This is a genomic window from Paraburkholderia tuberum STM678 (assembly GCF_902833905.1).
GTDB lineage: Bacteria > Pseudomonadota > Gammaproteobacteria > Burkholderiales > Burkholderiaceae > Paraburkholderia > Paraburkholderia tuberum.
In genome coordinates this window covers 21491-39907 of the sequence record NZ_CADFGP010000060.1, presented here as the reverse complement: position 1 = coordinate 39907, position 18417 = coordinate 21491, and the positions used below count along the sequence as shown (strand labels likewise).

Here is an 18417-nt window from a genome sequence, read left to right as displayed (position 1 = left end):
CAGATTCCGCCTTACGACGGACACCCTTGCCGTTCAGCTAGCACTTCCCCTTGCCGGGTGTGCAGAGGACTTTCACCCCCAAGTCATCCGGCTCGCCACCACAGCGGGTCGGACAGCGCCAGTCACGGCGCTACGCGCCATGCCTGGCGCACCAAAAAAAGCAGGGGCCGGTTTCCCGGCCCCTGCTCTTCACCAGCAATACGCTGGCTGATCCTGCCTGATGCTTAGATGCGGTCGGCTTAGACGTGCTCGCCGATCACGGCCACCGTCACATCGACGAGAACGTCGGTGTGCAGCGAAACCTGAACCGGGTGCTCGCCAACCATCTTCAGCGGGCCTTCCGGCAGACGCACTTGCGCCTTTTCCACTGCGAAGCCTTGCTTGCCGAGCGCTTCGGCGATGTCAGCGTTCGTCACCGAGCCGAACAGACGGCCGTCGACGCCAGCCTTCTGTTTGATCTGAACGGTCTGGCCTGCCAGCTTTTCGCCTTGAGCCTGAGCGGCTGCCAGCTTTTCAGCGGCGTGCTTTTCGAGTTCTGCGCGGCGCACTTCGAATTCAGCGAGGGCTTCCTTCGTTGCACGGCGAGCTTTCTTGTTCGGGATCAGGAAGTTACGTGCGTAACCGTCCTTGACCTTCACGATGTCGCCGAGGTTACCCAGATTGACGACTTTTTCCAGAAGAATGATTTGCATTCGGATGCTCCTTATCGCGTCGTCGGGTTAGGCCTTGTGCTGGTCGGTGTACGGCACCAGCGCGAGGAAACGTGCGCGCTTGATAGCCGTGTCCAGCTGGCGTTGATAATGCGCCTTGGTACCCGTGAGACGTGCCGGCGTGATCTTGCCGTTCTCGCCGATGAAGTCCTTCAGCGTTTCGATGTCTTTGTAGTCGATGTACTCGACGCCAGCAGCCGTGAAACGGCAGAACTTCTTGCGCTTGAAGAGCGGGTTCTGTTGCTGACGACGCTTGTCGAATTTCTTACCAGTCGGGCGGGGCATGATTAGTCCTTTCCAATGTCCTGCAATGCTGTGATGTGAAATACCAGAGTTCGCGCGTTACGGTGCTTTTTAGCCAGAAAACCTGTGAAGAGCGTTTCGACGCCCATCTGACAGTTTTCGAGCTTACCGCTCGCTTCGCCCGCGGCGACCGCCTGCATGGTCAGTTCGACCTGACGGGCAATGCCCGCCTCGACGACTTCCGTGCGGTGGTACAACGTGCAGCTTGCAATCGGAACGCCGGCGGGGGTGTACCGCACCGGTTCGCGTTCGACGACGCTCGCCGTAAGTTGCAGCCGGTTCATGTACCTGTTTATGTCTTCGTGTACGTGAGCGGAGCGACGCTGCGTGTCTGGCAGCTTAAATAACGAGTCTTAAGCCTGCGCTTCGGTCGGCTGAGCTGCTGCCGACTTCTTGGCTTCTTCGCGCTGCACTTCCTTCATCATCGGCGACGGGCCGGTTTCGGCCTTCTTCATCTTGACGATGAGGTGACGCAGAACGGCGTCGTTGAACTTGAATGCGTGTTCCAGCTCGTCGAGCGTGGTCTGGTCGCACTCGATGTTCATGCAGACGTAGTGAGCCTTCGCGAGTTTCTCGATCATGTAGGCCAGTTGGCGACGGCCCCAGTCTTCGACGCGGTGGATCTGACCACCGTGCGACGTGATCGTGCCCTTGTAACGCTCGATCATGGCGGGCACCTGCTCGCTTTGATCGGGATGCACGATAAAGACGATTTCGTAATGACGCATTACACACTCCTTGTGCTGACTTTTGGATAGAAGCCGCCCGGGCGTCGGAACCGGTGCGGCAAGTGAGAAGCCCAAGAGTCTAACCCGAATGGGGACGGGTTGCAAGGAATTCCGCCGATTCGGCGGCGGAATCGGATGTGTTTTCAAGACCTTAGGGTGGGGGTCGCGGAAGTCGGGCCGTCCTTGCCCCTCAACCCGCTTCCGTGCGCTGGCTGCCGCTCTGCAAACGCGCTCTGAGCGCCGCTTCGAGTCCCTTGAGCGCATCGGGTGCGGCGTCCGAGATCGCCCACCAGGTCATGCCCGCCGCGTCCCAGTGCGCGATCGAATAGCCGTCGTGGGCGAGCGATGCCGGCGCCGCGCCGTCAATGCCACGCGTCGTGGACTGCGGAAACACATACACGTCGATCACGTGCTTGCCGTAGCGGTACACGAGCACCGCGACCCGCTGGTGCGCGAGGTAGTCGAGCCGGCCCCCCTCCAGCGCGAAGCCGGCCGCCGCGAGGTCCTCGACCGGCGGCGAATAGTCGAGCCGACCGTTGAACCATGGCTTGACCGTGTGACGGTCGGTCGAAATTACGTCGATGTCGCGGCCGGAAACCTGCGCGCGCACATGGCTTTCGATGAGTTCGTCGGTGAATGGCGTGAATTCGGCGGGACGGCGCAGCGTCAGCGTCAGCGTCAGGACAGCGGTGGCCACACACAGCGCGATCACGAGCACCGCGAGACCGCCGCGCGCGACCACGCGGTTGGCGCCGCCGGCGGCATGCGGTCCGTTGACGCCGATTAGCCGGCCGCGTGAATCGCCCGAGCGACCCGGACCGCTGAAGCCACTGAGCCACCGGTAGAGCCACGCGGGCCGCCGCGCCCAACGACGCTGACGCTGAGGTTCGTACGTCGCCATGTCGGTCATTCCGGCGCTAGCGCTGCCGGTAGACTCCTCCTCCGCATCTTCAGGCGCCGCCGTCGTGGCCAACCCCGCAGTTCCTCCCTCGACCGCGCCGGGCAAGCCCGCCACGATCCGCGCCCGCAACGACTGCGGCGCCCGATGATACGGCGCCGCGCGCAGCGCGCCGCTCAGCGCGCGCAGGTTGTCGCTCGCGCGCCGGCAGTCGTCGCAGCTCTCGATATGCTGCTGGACCCGGCGCGCATCGGGTGCCGGCAGTTCGTGATCGGCATTCGCCTCGAGGAGCGGCCGAGCTTCGTTACAGTCCATCCGGCGTCTCCTGAGCGGGGTCGGCGGCAGCGCCGGGAATGTTGAGGGGCCGGCCGTCGGCAAACGCCCGGAGTTGCGTCACTGTTGCGGTGGCGGGCACGACCGCCGATGATGCCGCGCGGCCGTCGCCGGAACTTCGCGGTGGCCGGTCGGACGGCGCGCAGGGCGTGGACGACACCGAGGGCGCGACTGCCGCCGACTGCACGACTCGCCCGGACTGCGCCCCCTGCTCCAGCGGCGCTTGCGTCGACCCGCGCCGGTCACCCTGCCCGCCTTTGCGCCCCCCGCCAACCGACTCCCCCCCGCCTCGCTGCTGCGCCATCAATACCTCCGCCAGCTTGCGCCGCCCACGCGCGAGCCGCGACATCACCGTACCGATCGGCACATCGGCCACCACCGCGATGTCCCGATATCCCATCTCCTCGAGCTCGCGCAAGATCAGCACCTCGCGATACTCGACCGGCAAACGCGCCAACGCGTCGTGTACCTGGCGTGCATCCTCGTCGCGGATCAGCAGCGTCTGGGGATCGTCGCCGCCCGCGCTCCAGCCGTCGAGGGTCGCGTCGTCCATCGTTTCGTCGAATTCGAGCCTGTCGTGCGACGGCGCGCGACGGCGCCATTCCGTGTACCAGGTGCGGCGCACGATCGCGAGCAGCCACGGCCGCGCAGAGTCGCCGCGAAACGTATCGAAGAAGCGGAACGCGCGCATGAATGCTTCCTGCACGACGTCCTCGGCATCGTTCGGATTGCCGCACAGCCAGCGCGCGAGGTTGTACGCGGCGTCGAGATGCGGCATCGCCAGTTGCTCGAAGCGGCGGCTTTTCGCTGCATCGGCATCGGCGTCTGAATCGGTCTGGACCACGTGGGCCCCTCCAAGGGCATGGCGGCTGCGTCGTGCGGGTCGCTGTTGCGCGTCCCGCGTAGTGTCGTTCCTGACGTGTCTTTCACAGCAGAACTGGCCATAGACCGAGTTTATTCCCGACTCAGGCGAGCATTCGCAAGAAAGACCGCGATCGCCCGCGCGCCCCGCTCGCCAGCTAGTACGATGGCCGGTTCCAGTAGTCGTCGCTCGCGTACACGTCTTTCAGATAGTCGATGAAATAGCGCACGCGCGCCGGCACGAAGCGCTGCTGCGGATAGACCGCAAGAATGTCGTAATCGGGCAGCGCATATTCGTCGAGCACGGTTTCGAGCTCGCCGCGCGCGAGCTGCCGCTGGATTTCCCACGTCGAACGCCAGCCGAGTCCGAGCCCCTCCGAAACCCAGCGATGCAGCAGTTCGCCATCGTTGCAGTCGAGCGAGCCGCCCACCCGCACCGTCGCGAGCTTGCCGTTGCGGCGGAAATACCAGCCGCGGTTCTGCCCGCCTTGCAGATTGAACGCGAGACAGTTGTGGGCCGGCAGATCCTCGAGCGTCTTCGGCTTACCGTGACGGCGAAAATAGTCGGGCGTACCGCACACCACGCGCCGGTTCGACGCGAGCTTCACCGCGACGAAGTTCGGATCGACGGCGCCGCCGATGCGGATCGACAGATCGTAGCCCTCGCGCACCAGATCGACGACCCGGTCGGTCAGATTGAACGACATCTGCAACTCGGGTTTGTCGCGCAGAAATGCAGGCGCGAGCGGCGCGACGTGCTTACGCCCGAACGCGGCGGGCGCCGACACGATCAGATGGCCGTTCACCGCGCGGCGCCCCGCGCTCAGTTCGTTTTCCGCCTGATCCCATTCGCTGAGAAGCCCGCGGCAGCGTTCGAGAAACGCGGCGCCGTCCTCGCTGACGACGAGCCGCCGTGTCGTGCGATACATCAGCTTCACGCCGATGCGCTTCTCGAGCGCATCGATGCGCCGCCCGAGAATCACCGGCGACACCCCTTCCTCCAGCGCCGCCGCCGCGAGACTGCCCGCATCGGCGACCCGCACGAAGGTTTCGATCTGTTTGAAGCGGTCCATGTTCGTCTCCCACCTGTCTCTTGCCGGGCTGATGCCGGCCGTGCGCCGGGCTTCACGTCATTCCATACTTTTTGTTTCGGAATAAGCGACCCGGACTGATCTTATCAAACCTTTGGCGCAGGCCTACAGTGTCCCTCAACCGACGTAATTCCCGACCTTGAGGAGACATTCATGGCCAAAATGAGAGCCGTCGACGCCGCCGTTCTGGTGCTCGAAAAAGAAGGCATCGATACCGCGTTCGGCGTGCCGGGCGCCGCGATCAACCCGTTCTACTCGGCGATGCGCAAAGCCGGCGGCATCAGCCACGTGCTCGCGCGCCATGTGGAGGGCGCATCGCACATGGCCGAGGGCTACACCCGCGCGCAGCCGGGCAACATCGGCGTGTGCATCGGCACCTCGGGCCCCGCGGGCACCGACATGATCACCGGTTTGTACTCCGCGCAGGCCGACTCGATTCCTATTCTGGCTATCACAGGCCAGGCGCCGCGCGCGCGTCTGTACAAGGAAGACTTCCAGGCCGTCGATATCGAATCGATCGCCAAGCCCGTCACCAAGTGGGCCGTGACCGTGCGCGAGCCGGCGCTGGTGCCGCGTGTGTTCCAGCAGGCGTTCCATCTGATGCGCTCGGGCCGCCCGGGCCCGGTGCTGGTCGATCTGCCGATCGACGTGCAGCTCGCCGAAATCGAATTCGACATCGACACGTACGAGCCGCTGCCGGTCTACAAGCCGAAGGCGACCCGCAAGCAGATCGAAGCCGCGCTCACGCTGCTCAACGATGCCGACAAGCCGTTGATCGTGTCGGGCGGCGGCGTACTGAACGCCGTGGCCGAAGACCTGCTCGTGAAGTTCGCCGAAACGCTCGGCGTGCCGGTGATCCCAACGCTGATGTCGTGGGGCGCGATTCCCGACGACCATCCGCTGATGGCCGGCATGGTCGGTCTGCAGACCTCGCATCGCTATGGCAACGCGACGATGCTCGCGTCCGACTTCGTGCTCGGCATCGGCAACCGCTGGGCCAACCGTCACACCGGCAGCGTCGATGTCTATACGAAGGGGCGCAAGTTCGTGCACGTCGATATCGAACCGACGCAGATCGGCCGCGTGTTCGGCCCGGATCTCGGCATCGTGTCGGACGCGAAGGCCGCGCTCGAACTATTCGTCGAAGTGGCCAACGAATGGAAGGCCGCGGGCAAGCTGAAGGATCGCGCCGCGTGGGTTGCCGATTGCCAGCAACGCAAGCGCACGATGCTGCGCAAGACGCACTTCGACAACGTGCCGATGAAGCCGCAGCGCGTCTACGAAGAGATGAACCAGGTGTTCGGCCGCGACACGTGCTACGTGAGCACGATCGGCCTGTCGCAGATCGCCGCCGCGCAATTCCTGCACGTGTACAAGGCGCGCAACTGGATCAACTGCGGCCAGGCCGGCCCGCTCGGCTGGACGATTCCGGCGGCGCTCGGCGTGCGCGCGGCCGACCCGCAACGGCCGATCGTCGCGCTGTCGGGCGACTACGACTTCCAGTTCATGATCGAGGAGCTCGCGGCCGGCGCGCAATTCAAGCTGCCGTACGTGCATGTCGTCGTGAACAACTCGTACCTCGGGCTGATTCGCCAGGCGCAGCGCGCGTTCGAGATGGACTACTGCGTGCAGCTCGGCTTCGAGAACATCAACTCGCCGGAGATGAACGGCTATGGCGTCGATCACGTCGCCGTCGCCGAAGGTCTCGGCTGCAAGGCGATTCGCGTGTTCAAGCCGGAAGAGCTGAAGCCGGCGCTGCAAAAAGCGCAGTCGATGCTCGCCGAGTTCAACGTGCCGGTGATCGTCGAAGTGATTCTCGAACGCGTGACCAACATCTCGATGGGCACCGAGATCGACGCGATCAACGAGTTCGAGGAACTCGCGGAAAAGCGCGAGGACGCGCCGACGGCGATCAGCCTGCTCGATTGAGCGTTGCGTCTTCGCGGTATTCGCAGCATTCAGCGCGCTCGATGCGCGAGGGCCGAGTTCATGCTCCGCGCCCTCGCCTCATCACGACCAGCGCGCCACTCCCTGACCGACCTGAGAGACAAAAGCACCATGCCTAAATTCGCAGCGAACCTGACGATGCTGTTCAACGAAGTGCCGTTCCTCGACCGTTTCGCGGCGGCGGCCAACGCCGGCTTTCATGCCGTCGAATTTCTGTTTCCCTATCCGTATTCGATCGCCGAATTGAGCGAACGTCTGCAACAGAACCGCCTCAAGCTGGTGCTGCACAACCTGCCGGCCGGCAACTGGGAAGCCGGCGAACGCGGCATCGCGTGCCTGCCCGATCGGGTCGCCGGGTTTCAGGAAGGCGTGGGCCGCGCGATCGAATACGCAAGCGCGTTGAAGGTGCCGCAACTGAACTGCCTCGTTGGCATTCCGGGCGCGAACGTCGACGCCGACACCGCCCGCGCAACGATCGTCGACAACCTGCGGTTTGCCGCGCGCGAGCTCAAGAAGGCCGGCATCCGGCTGCTCGTCGAGCCATGCAACTCGTACGACATTCCGGGCTTCGCGCTGAACCGTTCGCGCGATGGACTCGACGTGATTCGCGAGGTCGGCTCGGACAATCTGTTCCTGCAATACGACATCTATCACATGCAGCGGATGGAAGGCGAACTCGCGGCGACGATCGAAAAGAACCTCGCGCAGATCGCGCATATCCAGCTCGCGGACAACCCTGGGCGGCACGAACCGGGCACCGGCGAGATCAACTATCCGTATCTGTTCGCGCTGCTCGACTCGCTCGGCTACGACGGCTACGTCGGTTGCGAATACAAGCCGCGCACGACGACCGATGCCGGCCTCGGCTGGGTGCAAAGCGTGGCAGGTCAGGCGCGTGGCGCGGCGCATGCGGCGGCTTGAGGCGCCTTGGGGTTCCTGATGGAACCCTGAAGCCTCAACGCACGCCCCCTATCAACCTGGAGATTCACACACATGGCAAAGATCGGCTTCATCGGACTCGGCATCATGGGCGCGCACATGGCGCGCAACCTCATCAAGGGCGGTCACTCGCTGTTCGTGAACGGCGCGTATCCGGTACCGGACGACATCGCGAAGAGCACGAGCGTGGTCGCCAGTTCGACCGCGGTCGCGCAGGCCGCCGACATCGTCATCATCATGGTGCCGGACACGCCGGACGTCGCCAACGTGCTGTTCGCCGACGACGGCGTCGCCGCCGGCCTCACCAAAGGCAAGCTCGTCATCGACATGAGCTCGATCTCGCCGCTCGACACCCAGGCGTTCGCGAAGAAGATCAACGCGCTCGGCGTCGACTATCTCGATGCGCCGGTGTCCGGCGGCGAAATCGGCGCGCGGGATGCGTCGCTGACGATCATGGTCGGCGGTCCCGCGAAAGCCTTTGCACTGGCCAAGCCGTTGTTCGAACTGATGGGCAAGAACATCTCGCTGATCGGCGACAACGGCGCGGGTCAGACCTGCAAGGTCGCGAACCAGATCATCGTCGCGCTGAACATCGAAGCGGTCGCGGAAGCGCTGCTGTTCGCGTCGCGCTCGGGCGCCGACCCAGAGCGGGTGCGACGCGCGCTGATGGGCGGCTTCGCGTCGTCGCGGATTCTCGAAGTGCATGGCGAGCGCATGACGAAGCGCAGGTTCAATCCGGGTTTCCGGATCGAGTTGCATCAGAAGGACTTGAATCTCGCGCTCGATGGCGCGCGTAAGCTCGGCATCGCGCTGCCGCATACCGCGAGCGCGCAGCAACTGTTCAGCGTCTGCGCCGCGAACGGCGGCAAGGCGTGGGATCACTCGGCGATGGTGCGCGCGCTCGAAATCATGGCGAATCATGAGGTCGCGCAGGCGCCGGATAGCGAGGAAGCGAAGGCGGCTTGAAGTCTTCGTGCTTCCTCTTCAGTTCAGCTCGCCGTTGATTCCGCCGGTTGCCGCTTCGGCATCGGCGAGCTCACGGTGAACACAGGTGGGGCGCCCGTTCGTTGCACGGCAGCTTGGGTTGCCGGCGCGGCGTAACGGGCAAATCGCGCCGCTCTGGGCTGAGAGCGGCAAGTGGGGTCCGCAGCGGCACCCGTCGGTGACGGGGAAGCCTTGGTCCGGTCAGACGTCGTCGTCGGGTGTCCGGCTGTCGGATTCGCCAATCAATACGTATCGAACACCTTCTGCAACGCCGCCGGCGCAGTGTGGCCCGCGGCCAGCGCCAGCATCAGCAGCACCCTCGCCTTGTACGGATTCAGCGAACCGGCGCTGACGAAACCGAGCGCGTCGTCGGCCGCCGCGCCGTTGCGCATCACATGCCCCGAACCCACGCGCGACGAGCGCACCACCGCCACGCCGCGCAACGCGGCATCCGCCAGTGCCTGTTGCAACGACTGGTGGATCGAGCCATTGCCCGTTCCCGCCACGACGATGCCGCGCACATCCGCGGCCACCAGCGCATCGATGGCGATCCGCGACACGCCCGCATAGCTCGTGACGATCTCCACCTGCGGCCACGCCGCATCGATTGCGAATTCACTCGCGACCGTATGCGCGCGCACCACGCCGCGCTGGAACTCGACGCGGCCATCCTGCACCCAGCCGAGCGCGCCAATTTCGGGCGACTGGAACGCATCGACCGCATAGGTGCTCGTTTTCACGACGTCGCGCGCGCTGTGAATCCGGTTGTTGAACGCAACCAGCACGCCCTGCCCGCGTGCCGCCGCGTGCGCGGCGACCGTCACCGCGTTTAGCAGGTTCAGCGGACCGTCGGCGGAGAGCGCCGACGCTGGGCGCATCGCCGCGGTCAGCACGACCGGCTTGTCCGATTTGACGGTCAGATGCAGCAGATAGGCTGTTTCTTCGAGCGTATCGGTACCGTGCGTGACCACCAGGCCGTCGACGTCGTCCGTCGCGAGCAGCGTGTTGATACGTTGCGCGAGTGTGGTCCACAGCGGCAGCGACATGTCCTTGCTGTCGACGCTGGCGATCTGCTCGGGCGCGATTCGCGCGACCGCGGACAGCGCCGGCACCGCCGCGAGCAGTTGATCGACGCCGACGACGCCCGCCTGATAGCCCGACGTATTGGCCGCATCCGGGGCCGCGCCGGCGATCGTGCCGCCGGTCGCGAGCACCGCGATGCGCGGCAGCGTCGGCGCGGTGCTATGGCCGGGGGAAATCGGGAGAGAGGGAGAAGTCGAGGTATTCATGGCGGCGATTGTAAGCGATGCGCTTCGCGTCGCCATGCGTGGAAGACCGGACGCGGGTTCGGCTTGCGCGAGCGTGCGCAACGCGCGAGCGGGCTTAAATCTCATGCGGTGCCCAATTGCACTCATCACCACAAGTATCGACGACGGGTGCAAGTCCCACCCTAAGCTGCTCGCAGCCCTAAGCCGCCTCGCGCAACTGCGCCGCGATGTCCGCCTCGCTCAACTGCGGCGCGAACATCTCGATCAACCGATAGGCGTACGCGCGCAGGAACGCGCCCTTGCGCAAGCCGACGCGCGTCGTGCTCGCCTCGAACAGATGCTGCGTGTCGAGCGCGACGAGTTCGCTGTCGCGCTTCGGGTCGTAGGCCATTGCCGCGACCACGCCGATGCCCATGCCGAGTTCGACGTAGGTCTTGATCACGTCGGCGTCGATCGCGGTCAGCACGACGTCGGGCAACGCACCCGCTTTCGCGAACGCCTGATCGATATGCGAGCGGCCGGTGAAGTCCTGGTCGTAGGTGACGATCGGGAATTCGGCGATCTCGTCGAGCGTCAGATTCGCTCGGCCGACGAGCGGATGATCCTTCGGCACCACCACGACGTGATGCCACGAATAGCACGGGAACGTGACGATGTCGGGAAAACGGTCGAGCGCCTCGGTCGAGATGCCGATATCCGCCTCGCCGTTGATGATCATCTGCGCGATCTGCTGCGGGCTGCCCTGGCGCAGCGCCAGATGCACTTTCGGGAACACCGACGTGAACTGCCGAATCACCTTCGGCAATGCGTAGCGTGCCTGCGTGTGGGTGGTCGCGACGACGAGGTGGCCGCTGTCCTGATCCGCGTACTGACGCGCGACGCGGCGCAGATTCTCCGCATCGAGCAGCATCCGCTCGATCAACTGATGCACGGCCTTGCCCGGTTCGGTGAGCCCGGTCAGACGCTTACCGCGGCGGATGAAGATGTCGACCCCGAGTTCGTCCTCGAGATCCTTGATCTGCTTCGATACGCCCGACTGCGACGTGTAGAGCACGTTCGCCACTTCGGTCAGGTTCATGTTCTGCCGCACGGCTTCGCGCACGAAGCGCAATTGCTGGAAATTCATCGTTGTGTCTCCGGTTCCGCCAGAGTTGAGTTATTGGAGCCGCACATGCCAGGCGAAGCACGCGGTACGGCCGATACGTTCTCTCTTGTCATCAGCGCCGCACAGCGGCGCCGCCACCTCACTGCGCCGGAAACACCCGCAGCGCGCGCGGCACCGCGGTCACGCCGTCGCCGATCGCGAGTTGCAGATCACGCCACGTTTCGCGATCGAGTTCGGCTTCGAGCAGATTGCCCTCGCGACCGGCGAGCTCGACGCGCACCGAACCGCCGAGCGTCACCACGCGCCGCACGTCGACGACAATGCCCTCGCGATGCCCCGCCGCCTGCGGATACAACTGCAGATCGTGCGGCCGCACATAGGCGAACGCCGGGCCCCTAAAACCCGCCGCGATAGCGACCGGCAGCGCCGCGCCATCGACGACGAAGCCTTGCGCATCGACGCTGCCGTGCAGACGGTTCGCCGCGCCGAGAAACTCGTAGACGAACGGCGTCTGCGGATGGTCGTACACCCCCTGTGGGCTGCCGACCTGCTCGACATGCCCGCGATTGAGCACGACGATGCGGTCCGCCACTTCGAGCGCTTCTTCCTGATCGTGCGTGACGAAGATCGTCGAAATATGCAGATCGTCGTGCAGGCGACGCAACCAGCTGCGCAGTTCCTTGCGCACCTTCGCGTCGAGCGCGCCGAACGGCTCGTCGAGCAACAGCACCTTCGGCTCCACGGCCAACGCACGTGCGAGCGCGATGCGCTGGCGCTGGCCGCCGGACAGCTCCGACGGATAGCGCTGCGCGAGCCAGTCGAGCTGCACGAGCTTCAGCAACTCATGCACCTTCTCACGAATCACCTTCTCGGACGGACGTTCCCTGCGCGGCTTCACGCGCAGCCCGAACGCGACGTTTTCGAACACCGTCATATGCCGGAACAGCGCGTAGTGCTGGAACACGAAACCCACCTCGCGCTCACGCGCGCCGACCGCCGCGACATCCTGGCCTTGCAGCTCGACCCGGCCGCCGTCCGCGTATTCGAGGCCGGCGATCACACGCAGCAACGTCGTCTTGCCGCAACCCGACGGCCCGAGCAGCGCGACGAGTTCGCCCGGCGGAAAGTCGAGCGACACGTTGTCGAGCGCGACGAAATCGCCGAAGCGCTTTTGCAGGTTACGAACGGTGATACCCATTTACAGCTCTCCTTGCTTGAGCGGATGTCGCTGCGACGCAGGCGTGGCGTTGACGAAAAACGAATGAGAAGCGGACTGCGCGCTATTGGCCTGCGAAGCGCCGGACGGCGACACGGGCCCCGCATACGCAGGCACTTCGCGCGCCGCCGACAGTTCCGCCGACATATGACGCTCGGCCAGCAGCTTGAGCCCCAGCGTGACCAGCGCCAGCAGCGCGAGCAGCGAGGCCACGGCGAACGCGGCCGAGAAGTTGTACTCGTTGTAGAGGATTTCGACGTGCAGCGGCATCGTGTCGGTCTGCCCGCGAATATGGCCCGACACGACCGACACCGCGCCGAACTCGCCCATTGCGCGCGCATTGCACAGAATCACGCCGTACAGCAGACCCCACTTGACGTTCGGCAGCGTGACGCGACGGAACGTCTGCCAGCCCGATGCGCCGAGCACGTGCGCGGCTTCTTCCTCGTCGTTGCCCTGCGCCTGCATCAGCGGAATCAGCTCGCGCGCGACGAACGGGAACGTGACGAAGATCGTCGCGAGCACGATGCCCGGCACCGCGAAGATGATCTGCACGTTGTGATCTTCGAGCCACGGGCCGAACCAGCCCTGCGCGCCGAACATCAGCACGTAGATCAGGCCGGAGATCACCGGCGACACCGAAAACGGCAGATCGATCAACGTGGTCAGCAGCGCCTTGCCGCGGAATTCGAACTTCGCGATACACCACGACGCCGCAAGGCCGAACACGAGGTTCAGCGGCACTGCGATCGCCGCGGTGAGCAGCGTCAGTTTGATCGCCGACAGCGCATCCGGATCGGCGAGCGCTTCGAAGTAAAAACGCAGCCCCTTGTTCAGCGCCTGGTAGAACACCGCGGCGAGCGGCACGGCCAGAAACAGCGCGAGAAACAGCAGTGCGAGGCCGATCAGCAGCCAGCGCACGAGCGCCGGCTCGCTGACCGGATCGGGGCGACGCGCCACGCTCGCCGGGTGGGTCGGAACGCGGCTCATTGCACACCTCCACCAATAGCGGCGACGCTCGTGGCCACTGGCGCCGATCCCGTCTTGCCGCGGCTCGTGCGCCGCTGCAGATACCACTGCAGCGTGTTGATCGACAGCAGCATCAGGAACGACACGACCAGCATCACGACCGCGAGCGCCGTCGCGCCCGCATAGTCGTATTGCTCGAGCTTCGTGATGATCAGGAGCGACGTGATCTCCGACTTCATCGGCACATTGCCGGCGATGAAGATTACCGAGCCGTATTCGCCGAGCGCGCGCGCAAACGCGAGCGCGAAGCCGGTCAGCAGAGCCGGCAACACGGCCGGCAGCACGACGCGGCGAAACGTGAGCCAGCGCGACGCGCCGAGACACGCGGCCGCCTCCTCCTGCTCGCGCTCGAACTCCTCGAGCACCGGTTGCACGGTGCGCACGACGAACGGCAGGCCGATGAACGTCAGCGCGACCAGCACGCCCGCCGGCGTGAACGCGATCTTGATGCCGAGCGGCGCGAGGAACTGGCCGATCCAGCCGTTGCCCGCATACACGGCCGCGAGCGAAATGCCCGCCACCGAGGTGGGCAACGCGAATGGCAGATCGACGACCGCATCGACGATACGCTTGAACGGAAACGTGTAGCGCACCAGCACCCACGCGACGAGAAAGCCGAACACCGCGTTGATCAGCGCGCCGCCTAGCGCCGAGAAAAACGTCAGCCGATACGACGCGAGCACACGCGGCGACGTGACCGCGCGCACGAACTGATCCCAGTCGAGCGTCGCGGTTTTCAGAAAGGTCGTCGCCAATGGAATCAGCACCACGAGGCTCAGATAAGCCACCGTGATGCCGAGTGTCAGGCCAAAACCGGGCAATGCGCTCGGCTTGCGGAAGGTCAACGTGGTCATGCTGGATACTCGTTCATGGTTGATGCTCGCGCGGTTGTTCGTTTTGCCGTGCTGCCGTACTGCGGTACTGCCGCACTGCTGGCCACCGGACCCCGGTTAGCCGAAAGCGCGCCCATTGGGCGCGCCCTTTTTCCCCTGGCTGTGATTCAGGCGGTGGTTCTTACTGCGGCTGATAAATCGAATCGAACACGCCGCCGTCCGCGAAATGGGTCTTCTGCGCGTTGGTCCAACCGCCGAACGAATCGTCGATCGTGTACAGCTTCAGCTTCGGAAACTTCGCGGTCAGATCGGCGGGCACCTTGCTGGAACGCGGACGATAGAAATTGCGCGCGGCGATCTCCTGACCTTGCTCGCTATACAGGAAGTTCAGATACGCCTCGGCCAGCTTGCGCGTGCCGTGTTTGTCGACGACCTTGTCGACCACCGCGACCGGCGGCTCGGCCAGAATGCTCACCGACGGCACCACGATCTCGAACTTGTCCGGACCAAACTCCTTCAGCGACAGGAACGCCTCGTTTTCCCACGCGATCAGCACGTCGCCGATACCGCGCTGCACGAAGCTCGTGGTCGCGCCGCGCGCGCCCGAATCGAGCACGCCGGCGTTCCTGTACAGCTTGCCGACGAACTCCCTGGCCTTCTGGTCGTTGCCGCCCGGTTGATGCTCGGCGTACGCCCACGCGGCCAGGTAGTTCCAGCGCGCGCCGCCCGAGGTCTTCGGATTCGGCGTCACGATCGACACGCCCGGCTTCACCAGATCGTCCCAATCCTTGATGTGCTTCGGGTTGCCCTTGCGCACCAGAAACACGATCGTCGACGTGTACGGCGATGCGTTGTCCGGCAGACGCTTTTGCCAGTTCCTGTCGACGAGCCCCTTGTTCGCGAGCGCGTCGATGTCATAGGCGAGCGCAAGCGTCACGACGTCGGCCTGCAGTCCGTCGAGCACCGAGCGAGCCTGCGCGCCCGAGCCGCCGTGCGACTGCCTGAAGGTGACGGCTTCGCCGGTCCTGGCCTTCCATTCCTTGCCGAATGCCTGATTGATGTCCTGATACAGCTCGCGCGTCGGATCGTAGGACACGTTCAACAGCGTGGTGTCGGCGTGCGCGACGCCGCTTGCGCCCAACATGCCGAACGCACCCGCCGCGCCGACGGCGAGCGCCGCGATCAGTTTTCCGGTTCGAGCCGCAAGCCCCATATGCCGATGGTTCATTTCAATTTTTCTCCGCGTGATGGTCCGCTGATGAGAGTCTGGTGTTGTTCTGCGTCGCGGTCACGTGCACATGAGCGCCAACCGGAGGGCAGTCTATCGAAGCGCTTTCATTATTAAAAATAATGTTTCTTCATTTTTTAATACTCAAAAGTGGTAACGACAGATGCGCCGGCGGTTGGGACGCCGACAACGCCGTCATGTCGCCGATAAACGACGCCCCAGCGTGGCCGTTGCGCCGAACTTAAAGTAAAGCTTGAAATGCGCCGAATACTGTATAAAAATACAGTCACCTGTTCATACATACAGTGGCCATGACAAAACTCACCGCACGACAGCAGCAGGTTTTCGATCTGATCCGCCGCGCGATCGAACGCACCGGCTTTCCGCCCACTCGCGCGGAAATTGCCGCCGAACTCGGGTTCAGCTCGGCCAATTCCGCGGAAGAGCATCTGCGCGCGCTGGCGCGCAAGGGCGTGATCGAACTCGCGGCCGGCGCGTCGCGCGGCATCCGCCTGCTGTCCGGGCAGGAGGACGCGCCGTATCAGTTCACCCTGCCGCATGCGGGCCTGATGCAGTTGTCGTTGCCGCTGATCGGCCGGGTCGCTGCGGGTAGCCCGATCCTCGCGCAGGAACATATCTCGCAGCACTACGCGTGTGACCCGGCGCTGTTCTCGAGCAAGCCCGACTACCTGCTGAAGGTGCGCGGCCTGTCGATGCGCGACGCGGGCATTCTCGACGGCGACCTGCTCGCGGTGCAAAAGCGCACCGAAGCGAAGGACGGCCAGATCATCATTGCGCGGCTTGGCGACGACGTGACGGTCAAGCGTCTGAAGCGCCGGCCGAACGGCATCGAACTGATCGCCGAAAACCCCGATTACGACAACATCTTCGTGGAAACCGGCAGCGCCGATTTCGCGCTCGAAGGGATCGCGGTCGGGCTGATCCGCCCCAGCGAGTTCTGATCTGTCGCTGTCGCCAGAACGCTTGCGCCGGTTTGTCCGACCCAAGCCGCATTTACGCCTGCATCTACGCCGAATCGCCTGGAGAGACTCATGGAACGCCTTGCCCGCCTGTTGCCCTTTCGCCAGTTCGGCCGTCTGCGCCATCTGCGCAAGCTCACGCCCTGCGCGCTAATCGAGGCGCCCGCTGCGCGCACGCCGTCGCTGTTCGACGCGGTTGCCGAAGCTTCCGGTCTGCCGTCGTCGTTGCCGGCGTTCGCGCGCGTGTCGCTGAATTCGGCGCTGAACATCGCCGAGCCCGCGCGTCGCGCGCCGGTGCGGGTCTATCATGGACCGTCGCGACTGATCATGGTCGGCACGGTCGACGCCGTATGCCGTATGATCGATCGCTGCATAGCCGACGAAGCCAACGTGCACGGCGCGGTGTTCGAAGCCTGAGCGAATCCTGAGTACGCAAGCAACAAGCACTTCGGATGTTCAGAGATTCGTGTGGGATGGGATCGTTCCGACCTCGCCGTGCTCGACGTTAGATCATCACTGACGTGGAGTCCCATTCGATGACAATTCGGAAACGCATACAGGGCAGCGCCACCCGGCCGCTGCTGATCACGCTGATCGTGGTGATCGTGATTGCCGCGCTGGGCTTTATTTATGCGTCACCGTATCTCGCGGTGAACAATCTCAAACGCGCCGCCGATGCGCGTGACGTGCAAACCGTCAATCAATACGTGGACTTTCCCGCGCTACGCGATAGCCTGAAGCAACAGGTGGGCGCCATGCTGACACGCCGGCTCGAGGCGGATGCCGGCAACAAGATGGCCACGATCGGCGCGGTGATCGGCGTGACGCTGATCGGCCCGCTCGTCGATGCCTATGCGACACCCGACGGCGTCGCGGCGCTGCTGAACGGCATGCCGCCGCGTGGCACGCCGGGCGAGCAACCGTCCGCGCCGCCAGCCGCGGGCGGCGAAGCGCCGGCCGCACCAGCCGCGGGCGACACCACCACGCAGGCAAGCGCACCGCCGCCCGGGCGTCAAAGCACGGCCGGCTATCGCAGTCTCAACGAGTTTGTCGTCACGTACCGGCGTGGCGAAGGTAACGCGAACTATTCGGCAATCTTTCGTCGCGAAGGTCTGGTCACGTGGAAGCTCGCGGCGATCAATCTGAACGAGTGAGATCGAAGCCTGGCCGGATGGGATGCGTGGCTGGCCATCGGGGCCGGCCACGCGACAGGGTCTATTCACATCTGGGCTAGATGACGGGGCACGCGGCTTCGCGTCCCTCACTAGCCCATTACGCCGCAGCCGCCTGCTGCTGCTCCTGCGCGGACGAGCACGCCACCAGAATGCTGCACGACACGCGGTCGAGCAGCGGCGTGTTGCCCGCCCCCATCCACCACCGTGACAAACCAGTCCGGCAGCGATGACCCACCACCACGAGGTCGACCTGCAACTCGTTGGCAAGATTGGCGATCTCGTCGATCGGATGACCGAATGCGAAATGCCCTTGCGCGCTCACGCCTCGCTCGGTCAGCCAGTTCACGCCCTCCTGCAGAATCTCGCGGGCCGTTTTTTCGAAGCTGCTGCAGGCGACGTCCGTCAACAGGCCCGCGCTCTGCGCGATGCTCGAACGCATGTCGACGACCGACAGCAGATGCGTTTCTGCCTTCAGTTCCAACGCCAGATCGGCACCGCAACGCAGGGCTTTCCGGCCTTCGCGCGAGCCGTCGTAGCACAACAGGATTTTCTGGTAGCTCGCCATCTGTTTTCTCCATTCGCGCGGAAAGCGCGGTCTGAATCAATCATGGTGCGCCGCAATTCGGCTTGCAAGGGATGGAAAACGCTAAGTGCATACTCGGTGCATGCCGATCCAGTCTGCACAAGCGTTGGGCGACCCGACGCAGCGTTTGCACGCGTATGCCGCAATGCAAAACTTCGTTTGCGAACGCTGCGTCGACACACTGCGGGCCGGTTGACGTGCCAGTC

The 18417-nt window shown here is 64.5% G+C and carries 20 protein-coding genes; 6 read left to right on the top strand and 14 right to left on the bottom strand.

Features of this window, described 5'->3' with window-relative positions:
* Positions 1-239: 239 nt before the first annotated feature.
* The 7 genes from rplI to HWY30_RS33780 all read right to left on the bottom strand — a co-directional run bounded on the left by rplI (position 240) and on the right by HWY30_RS33780 (position 4906).
* Positions 240-692 (bottom strand): 50S ribosomal protein L9, encoded by a 453-nt coding sequence (gene rplI, locus HWY30_RS33810; protein WP_090804561.1) that lies wholly within the window; start codon positions 690-692, stop codon positions 240-242.
* A gap of 27 nt (positions 693-719) precedes the next feature.
* Entirely contained in the window at positions 720-995 is a 276-nt protein-coding gene (gene rpsR, locus HWY30_RS33805; protein WP_013588504.1) for a 30S ribosomal protein S18, read from the bottom strand.
* Between the two features lie 2 nt (positions 996-997).
* On the bottom strand, positions 998-1297 hold the full coding sequence (gene priB / locus HWY30_RS33800; protein WP_090804558.1) for a primosomal replication protein N: 300 nt from the start codon (positions 1295-1297) through the stop codon (positions 998-1000).
* A 69-nt stretch (positions 1298-1366) separates the two neighbouring features.
* Positions 1367-1741 carry a 30S ribosomal protein S6 gene (gene rpsF / locus HWY30_RS33795; RefSeq protein WP_090804556.1) on the bottom strand — a complete coding sequence of 125 codons (375 nt, stop codon included), beginning with the start codon at positions 1739-1741 and terminating at the stop codon, positions 1367-1369.
* A gap of 190 nt (positions 1742-1931) precedes the next feature.
* The gene (locus HWY30_RS33790; RefSeq protein ID WP_090804554.1) at positions 1932-2954 is read right to left on the bottom strand and encodes an anti-sigma factor family protein; all 1023 of its coding nucleotides are present in this window, start codon (positions 2952-2954) and stop codon (positions 1932-1934) included.
* Complete coding sequence (locus HWY30_RS33785) at positions 2944-3816, bottom strand: RNA polymerase sigma factor (protein WP_090804553.1); 873 nt, start codon at positions 3814-3816, stop codon at positions 2944-2946. Before HWY30_RS33785 ends, HWY30_RS33790 begins: the two co-directional genes overlap by 11 nt.
* Before the next feature lie 175 nt (positions 3817-3991).
* Entirely contained in the window at positions 3992-4906 is a 915-nt protein-coding gene (locus tag HWY30_RS33780; protein WP_090804551.1) for a substrate binding domain-containing protein, read from the bottom strand.
* A 171-nt stretch (positions 4907-5077) separates the two neighbouring features.
* Here HWY30_RS33780 and gcl point away from each other — a divergent pair, with 171 nt between their 5' ends.
* The 3 genes from gcl to HWY30_RS33765 all read left to right on the top strand — a co-directional run bounded on the left by gcl (position 5078) and on the right by HWY30_RS33765 (position 8776).
* The gene (gcl, locus tag HWY30_RS33775; protein WP_090804549.1) at positions 5078-6853 is read left to right on the top strand and encodes a glyoxylate carboligase; all 1776 of its coding nucleotides are present in this window, start codon (positions 5078-5080) and stop codon (positions 6851-6853) included.
* 129 nt (positions 6854-6982) lie between these two features.
* On the top strand, positions 6983-7792 hold the full coding sequence (gene otnI / locus HWY30_RS33770; RefSeq protein ID WP_090804548.1) for a 2-oxo-tetronate isomerase: 810 nt from the start codon (positions 6983-6985) through the stop codon (positions 7790-7792).
* Positions 7793-7864: 72 nt separating this feature from the next.
* Positions 7865-8776 (top strand): 2-hydroxy-3-oxopropionate reductase, encoded by a 912-nt coding sequence (locus HWY30_RS33765; protein WP_090804546.1) that lies wholly within the window; start codon positions 7865-7867, stop codon positions 8774-8776.
* A gap of 260 nt (positions 8777-9036) precedes the next feature.
* On the opposite strand, the gene HWY30_RS33760 is transcribed toward HWY30_RS33765, so the two are convergent.
* The 6 genes from HWY30_RS33760 to HWY30_RS33735 all read right to left on the bottom strand — a co-directional run bounded on the left by HWY30_RS33760 (position 9037) and on the right by HWY30_RS33735 (position 15473).
* Complete coding sequence (locus HWY30_RS33760) at positions 9037-10083, bottom strand: asparaginase (protein ID WP_090805740.1); 1047 nt, start codon at positions 10081-10083, stop codon at positions 9037-9039.
* 178 nt (positions 10084-10261) lie between these two features.
* Entirely contained in the window at positions 10262-11188 is a 927-nt protein-coding gene (locus tag HWY30_RS33755; RefSeq protein WP_090804544.1) for a CysB family HTH-type transcriptional regulator, read from the bottom strand.
* Between the two features lie 118 nt (positions 11189-11306).
* Positions 11307-12365, bottom strand: coding sequence for a sulfate/molybdate ABC transporter ATP-binding protein (locus tag HWY30_RS33750; protein ID WP_090804542.1), 1059 nt, complete (start codon positions 12363-12365; stop codon positions 11307-11309).
* A complete protein-coding gene (cysW, locus tag HWY30_RS33745; RefSeq protein ID WP_090804540.1) occupies positions 12366-13373 on the bottom strand; it encodes a sulfate ABC transporter permease subunit CysW in 1008 nt (335 codons plus the stop codon).
* A complete protein-coding gene (gene cysT, locus HWY30_RS33740) occupies positions 13370-14266 on the bottom strand; it encodes a sulfate ABC transporter permease subunit CysT (RefSeq protein WP_090804538.1) in 897 nt (298 codons plus the stop codon). Before cysT ends, cysW begins: the two co-directional genes overlap by 4 nt.
* A 160-nt stretch (positions 14267-14426) precedes the next feature.
* Positions 14427-15473 (bottom strand): sulfate ABC transporter substrate-binding protein, encoded by a 1047-nt coding sequence (locus HWY30_RS33735; RefSeq protein ID WP_090804536.1) that lies wholly within the window; start codon positions 15471-15473, stop codon positions 14427-14429.
* A gap of 311 nt (positions 15474-15784) precedes the next feature.
* On the opposite strand from HWY30_RS33735, the gene lexA reads away from it, so the two are divergent.
* The 3 genes from lexA to HWY30_RS33720 all read left to right on the top strand — a co-directional run bounded on the left by lexA (position 15785) and on the right by HWY30_RS33720 (position 17607).
* Entirely contained in the window at positions 15785-16435 is a 651-nt protein-coding gene (gene lexA / locus HWY30_RS33730) for a transcriptional repressor LexA (protein WP_026225415.1), read from the top strand.
* A gap of 90 nt (positions 16436-16525) precedes the next feature.
* On the top strand, positions 16526-16870 hold the full coding sequence (locus tag HWY30_RS33725) for a hypothetical protein (protein WP_090804534.1): 345 nt from the start codon (positions 16526-16528) through the stop codon (positions 16868-16870).
* Between the two features lie 119 nt (positions 16871-16989).
* Positions 16990-17607: a DUF2939 domain-containing protein gene (locus HWY30_RS33720; RefSeq protein WP_090804533.1), complete on the top strand. Its 618-nt coding sequence runs from the start codon at positions 16990-16992 to the stop codon at positions 17605-17607.
* 118 nt (positions 17608-17725) lie between these two features.
* On the opposite strand, the gene HWY30_RS33715 is transcribed toward HWY30_RS33720, so the two are convergent.
* Positions 17726-18193 (bottom strand): universal stress protein, encoded by a 468-nt coding sequence (locus tag HWY30_RS33715; RefSeq protein WP_090804531.1) that lies wholly within the window; start codon positions 18191-18193, stop codon positions 17726-17728.
* Positions 18194-18417 lie beyond the last annotated feature (224 nt).

Bases quoted from the DNA above. Each gene is read 5' to 3' on its own strand.
- rplI (WP_090804561.1), bottom strand. From the start codon at position 692: ATGCAAATCATTCTTCTGGAAAAAGTCGTCAATCTGGGTAACCTCGGC.
- rpsR (WP_013588504.1), bottom strand. From the start codon at position 995: ATGCCCCGCCCGACTGGTAAGAAATTCGACAAGCGTCGTCAGCAACAG.
- priB (WP_090804558.1), bottom strand. From the start codon at position 1,297: ATGAACCGGCTGCAACTTACGGCGAGCGTCGTCGAACGCGAACCGGTG.
- rpsF (WP_090804556.1), bottom strand. From the start codon at position 1,741: ATGCGTCATTACGAAATCGTCTTTATCGTGCATCCCGATCAAAGCGAG.
- HWY30_RS33790 (WP_090804554.1), bottom strand. From the start codon at position 2,954: ATGGACTGTAACGAAGCTCGGCCGCTCCTCGAGGCGAATGCCGATCAC.
- HWY30_RS33780 (WP_090804551.1), bottom strand. From the start codon at position 4,906: ATGGACCGCTTCAAACAGATCGAAACCTTCGTGCGGGTCGCCGATGCG.
- gcl (WP_090804549.1), top strand. From the start codon at position 5,078: ATGGCCAAAATGAGAGCCGTCGACGCCGCCGTTCTGGTGCTCGAAAAA.
- otnI (WP_090804548.1), top strand. From the start codon at position 6,983: ATGCCTAAATTCGCAGCGAACCTGACGATGCTGTTCAACGAAGTGCCG.
- HWY30_RS33765 (WP_090804546.1), top strand. From the start codon at position 7,865: ATGGCAAAGATCGGCTTCATCGGACTCGGCATCATGGGCGCGCACATG.
- HWY30_RS33760 (WP_090805740.1), bottom strand. From the start codon at position 10,083: ATGAATACCTCGACTTCTCCCTCTCTCCCGATTTCCCCCGGCCATAGC.
- HWY30_RS33755 (WP_090804544.1), bottom strand. From the start codon at position 11,188: ATGAATTTCCAGCAATTGCGCTTCGTGCGCGAAGCCGTGCGGCAGAAC.
- HWY30_RS33750 (WP_090804542.1), bottom strand. From the start codon at position 12,365: ATGGGTATCACCGTTCGTAACCTGCAAAAGCGCTTCGGCGATTTCGTC.
- cysW (WP_090804540.1), bottom strand. From the start codon at position 13,373: ATGAGCCGCGTTCCGACCCACCCGGCGAGCGTGGCGCGTCGCCCCGAT.
- cysT (WP_090804538.1), bottom strand. From the start codon at position 14,266: ATGACCACGTTGACCTTCCGCAAGCCGAGCGCATTGCCCGGTTTTGGC.
- HWY30_RS33735 (WP_090804536.1), bottom strand. From the start codon at position 15,473: ATGAACCATCGGCATATGGGGCTTGCGGCTCGAACCGGAAAACTGATC.
- lexA (WP_026225415.1), top strand. From the start codon at position 15,785: ATGACAAAACTCACCGCACGACAGCAGCAGGTTTTCGATCTGATCCGC.
- HWY30_RS33725 (WP_090804534.1), top strand. From the start codon at position 16,526: ATGGAACGCCTTGCCCGCCTGTTGCCCTTTCGCCAGTTCGGCCGTCTG.
- HWY30_RS33720 (WP_090804533.1), top strand. From the start codon at position 16,990: ATGACAATTCGGAAACGCATACAGGGCAGCGCCACCCGGCCGCTGCTG.
- HWY30_RS33715 (WP_090804531.1), bottom strand. From the start codon at position 18,193: ATGGCGAGCTACCAGAAAATCCTGTTGTGCTACGACGGCTCGCGCGAA.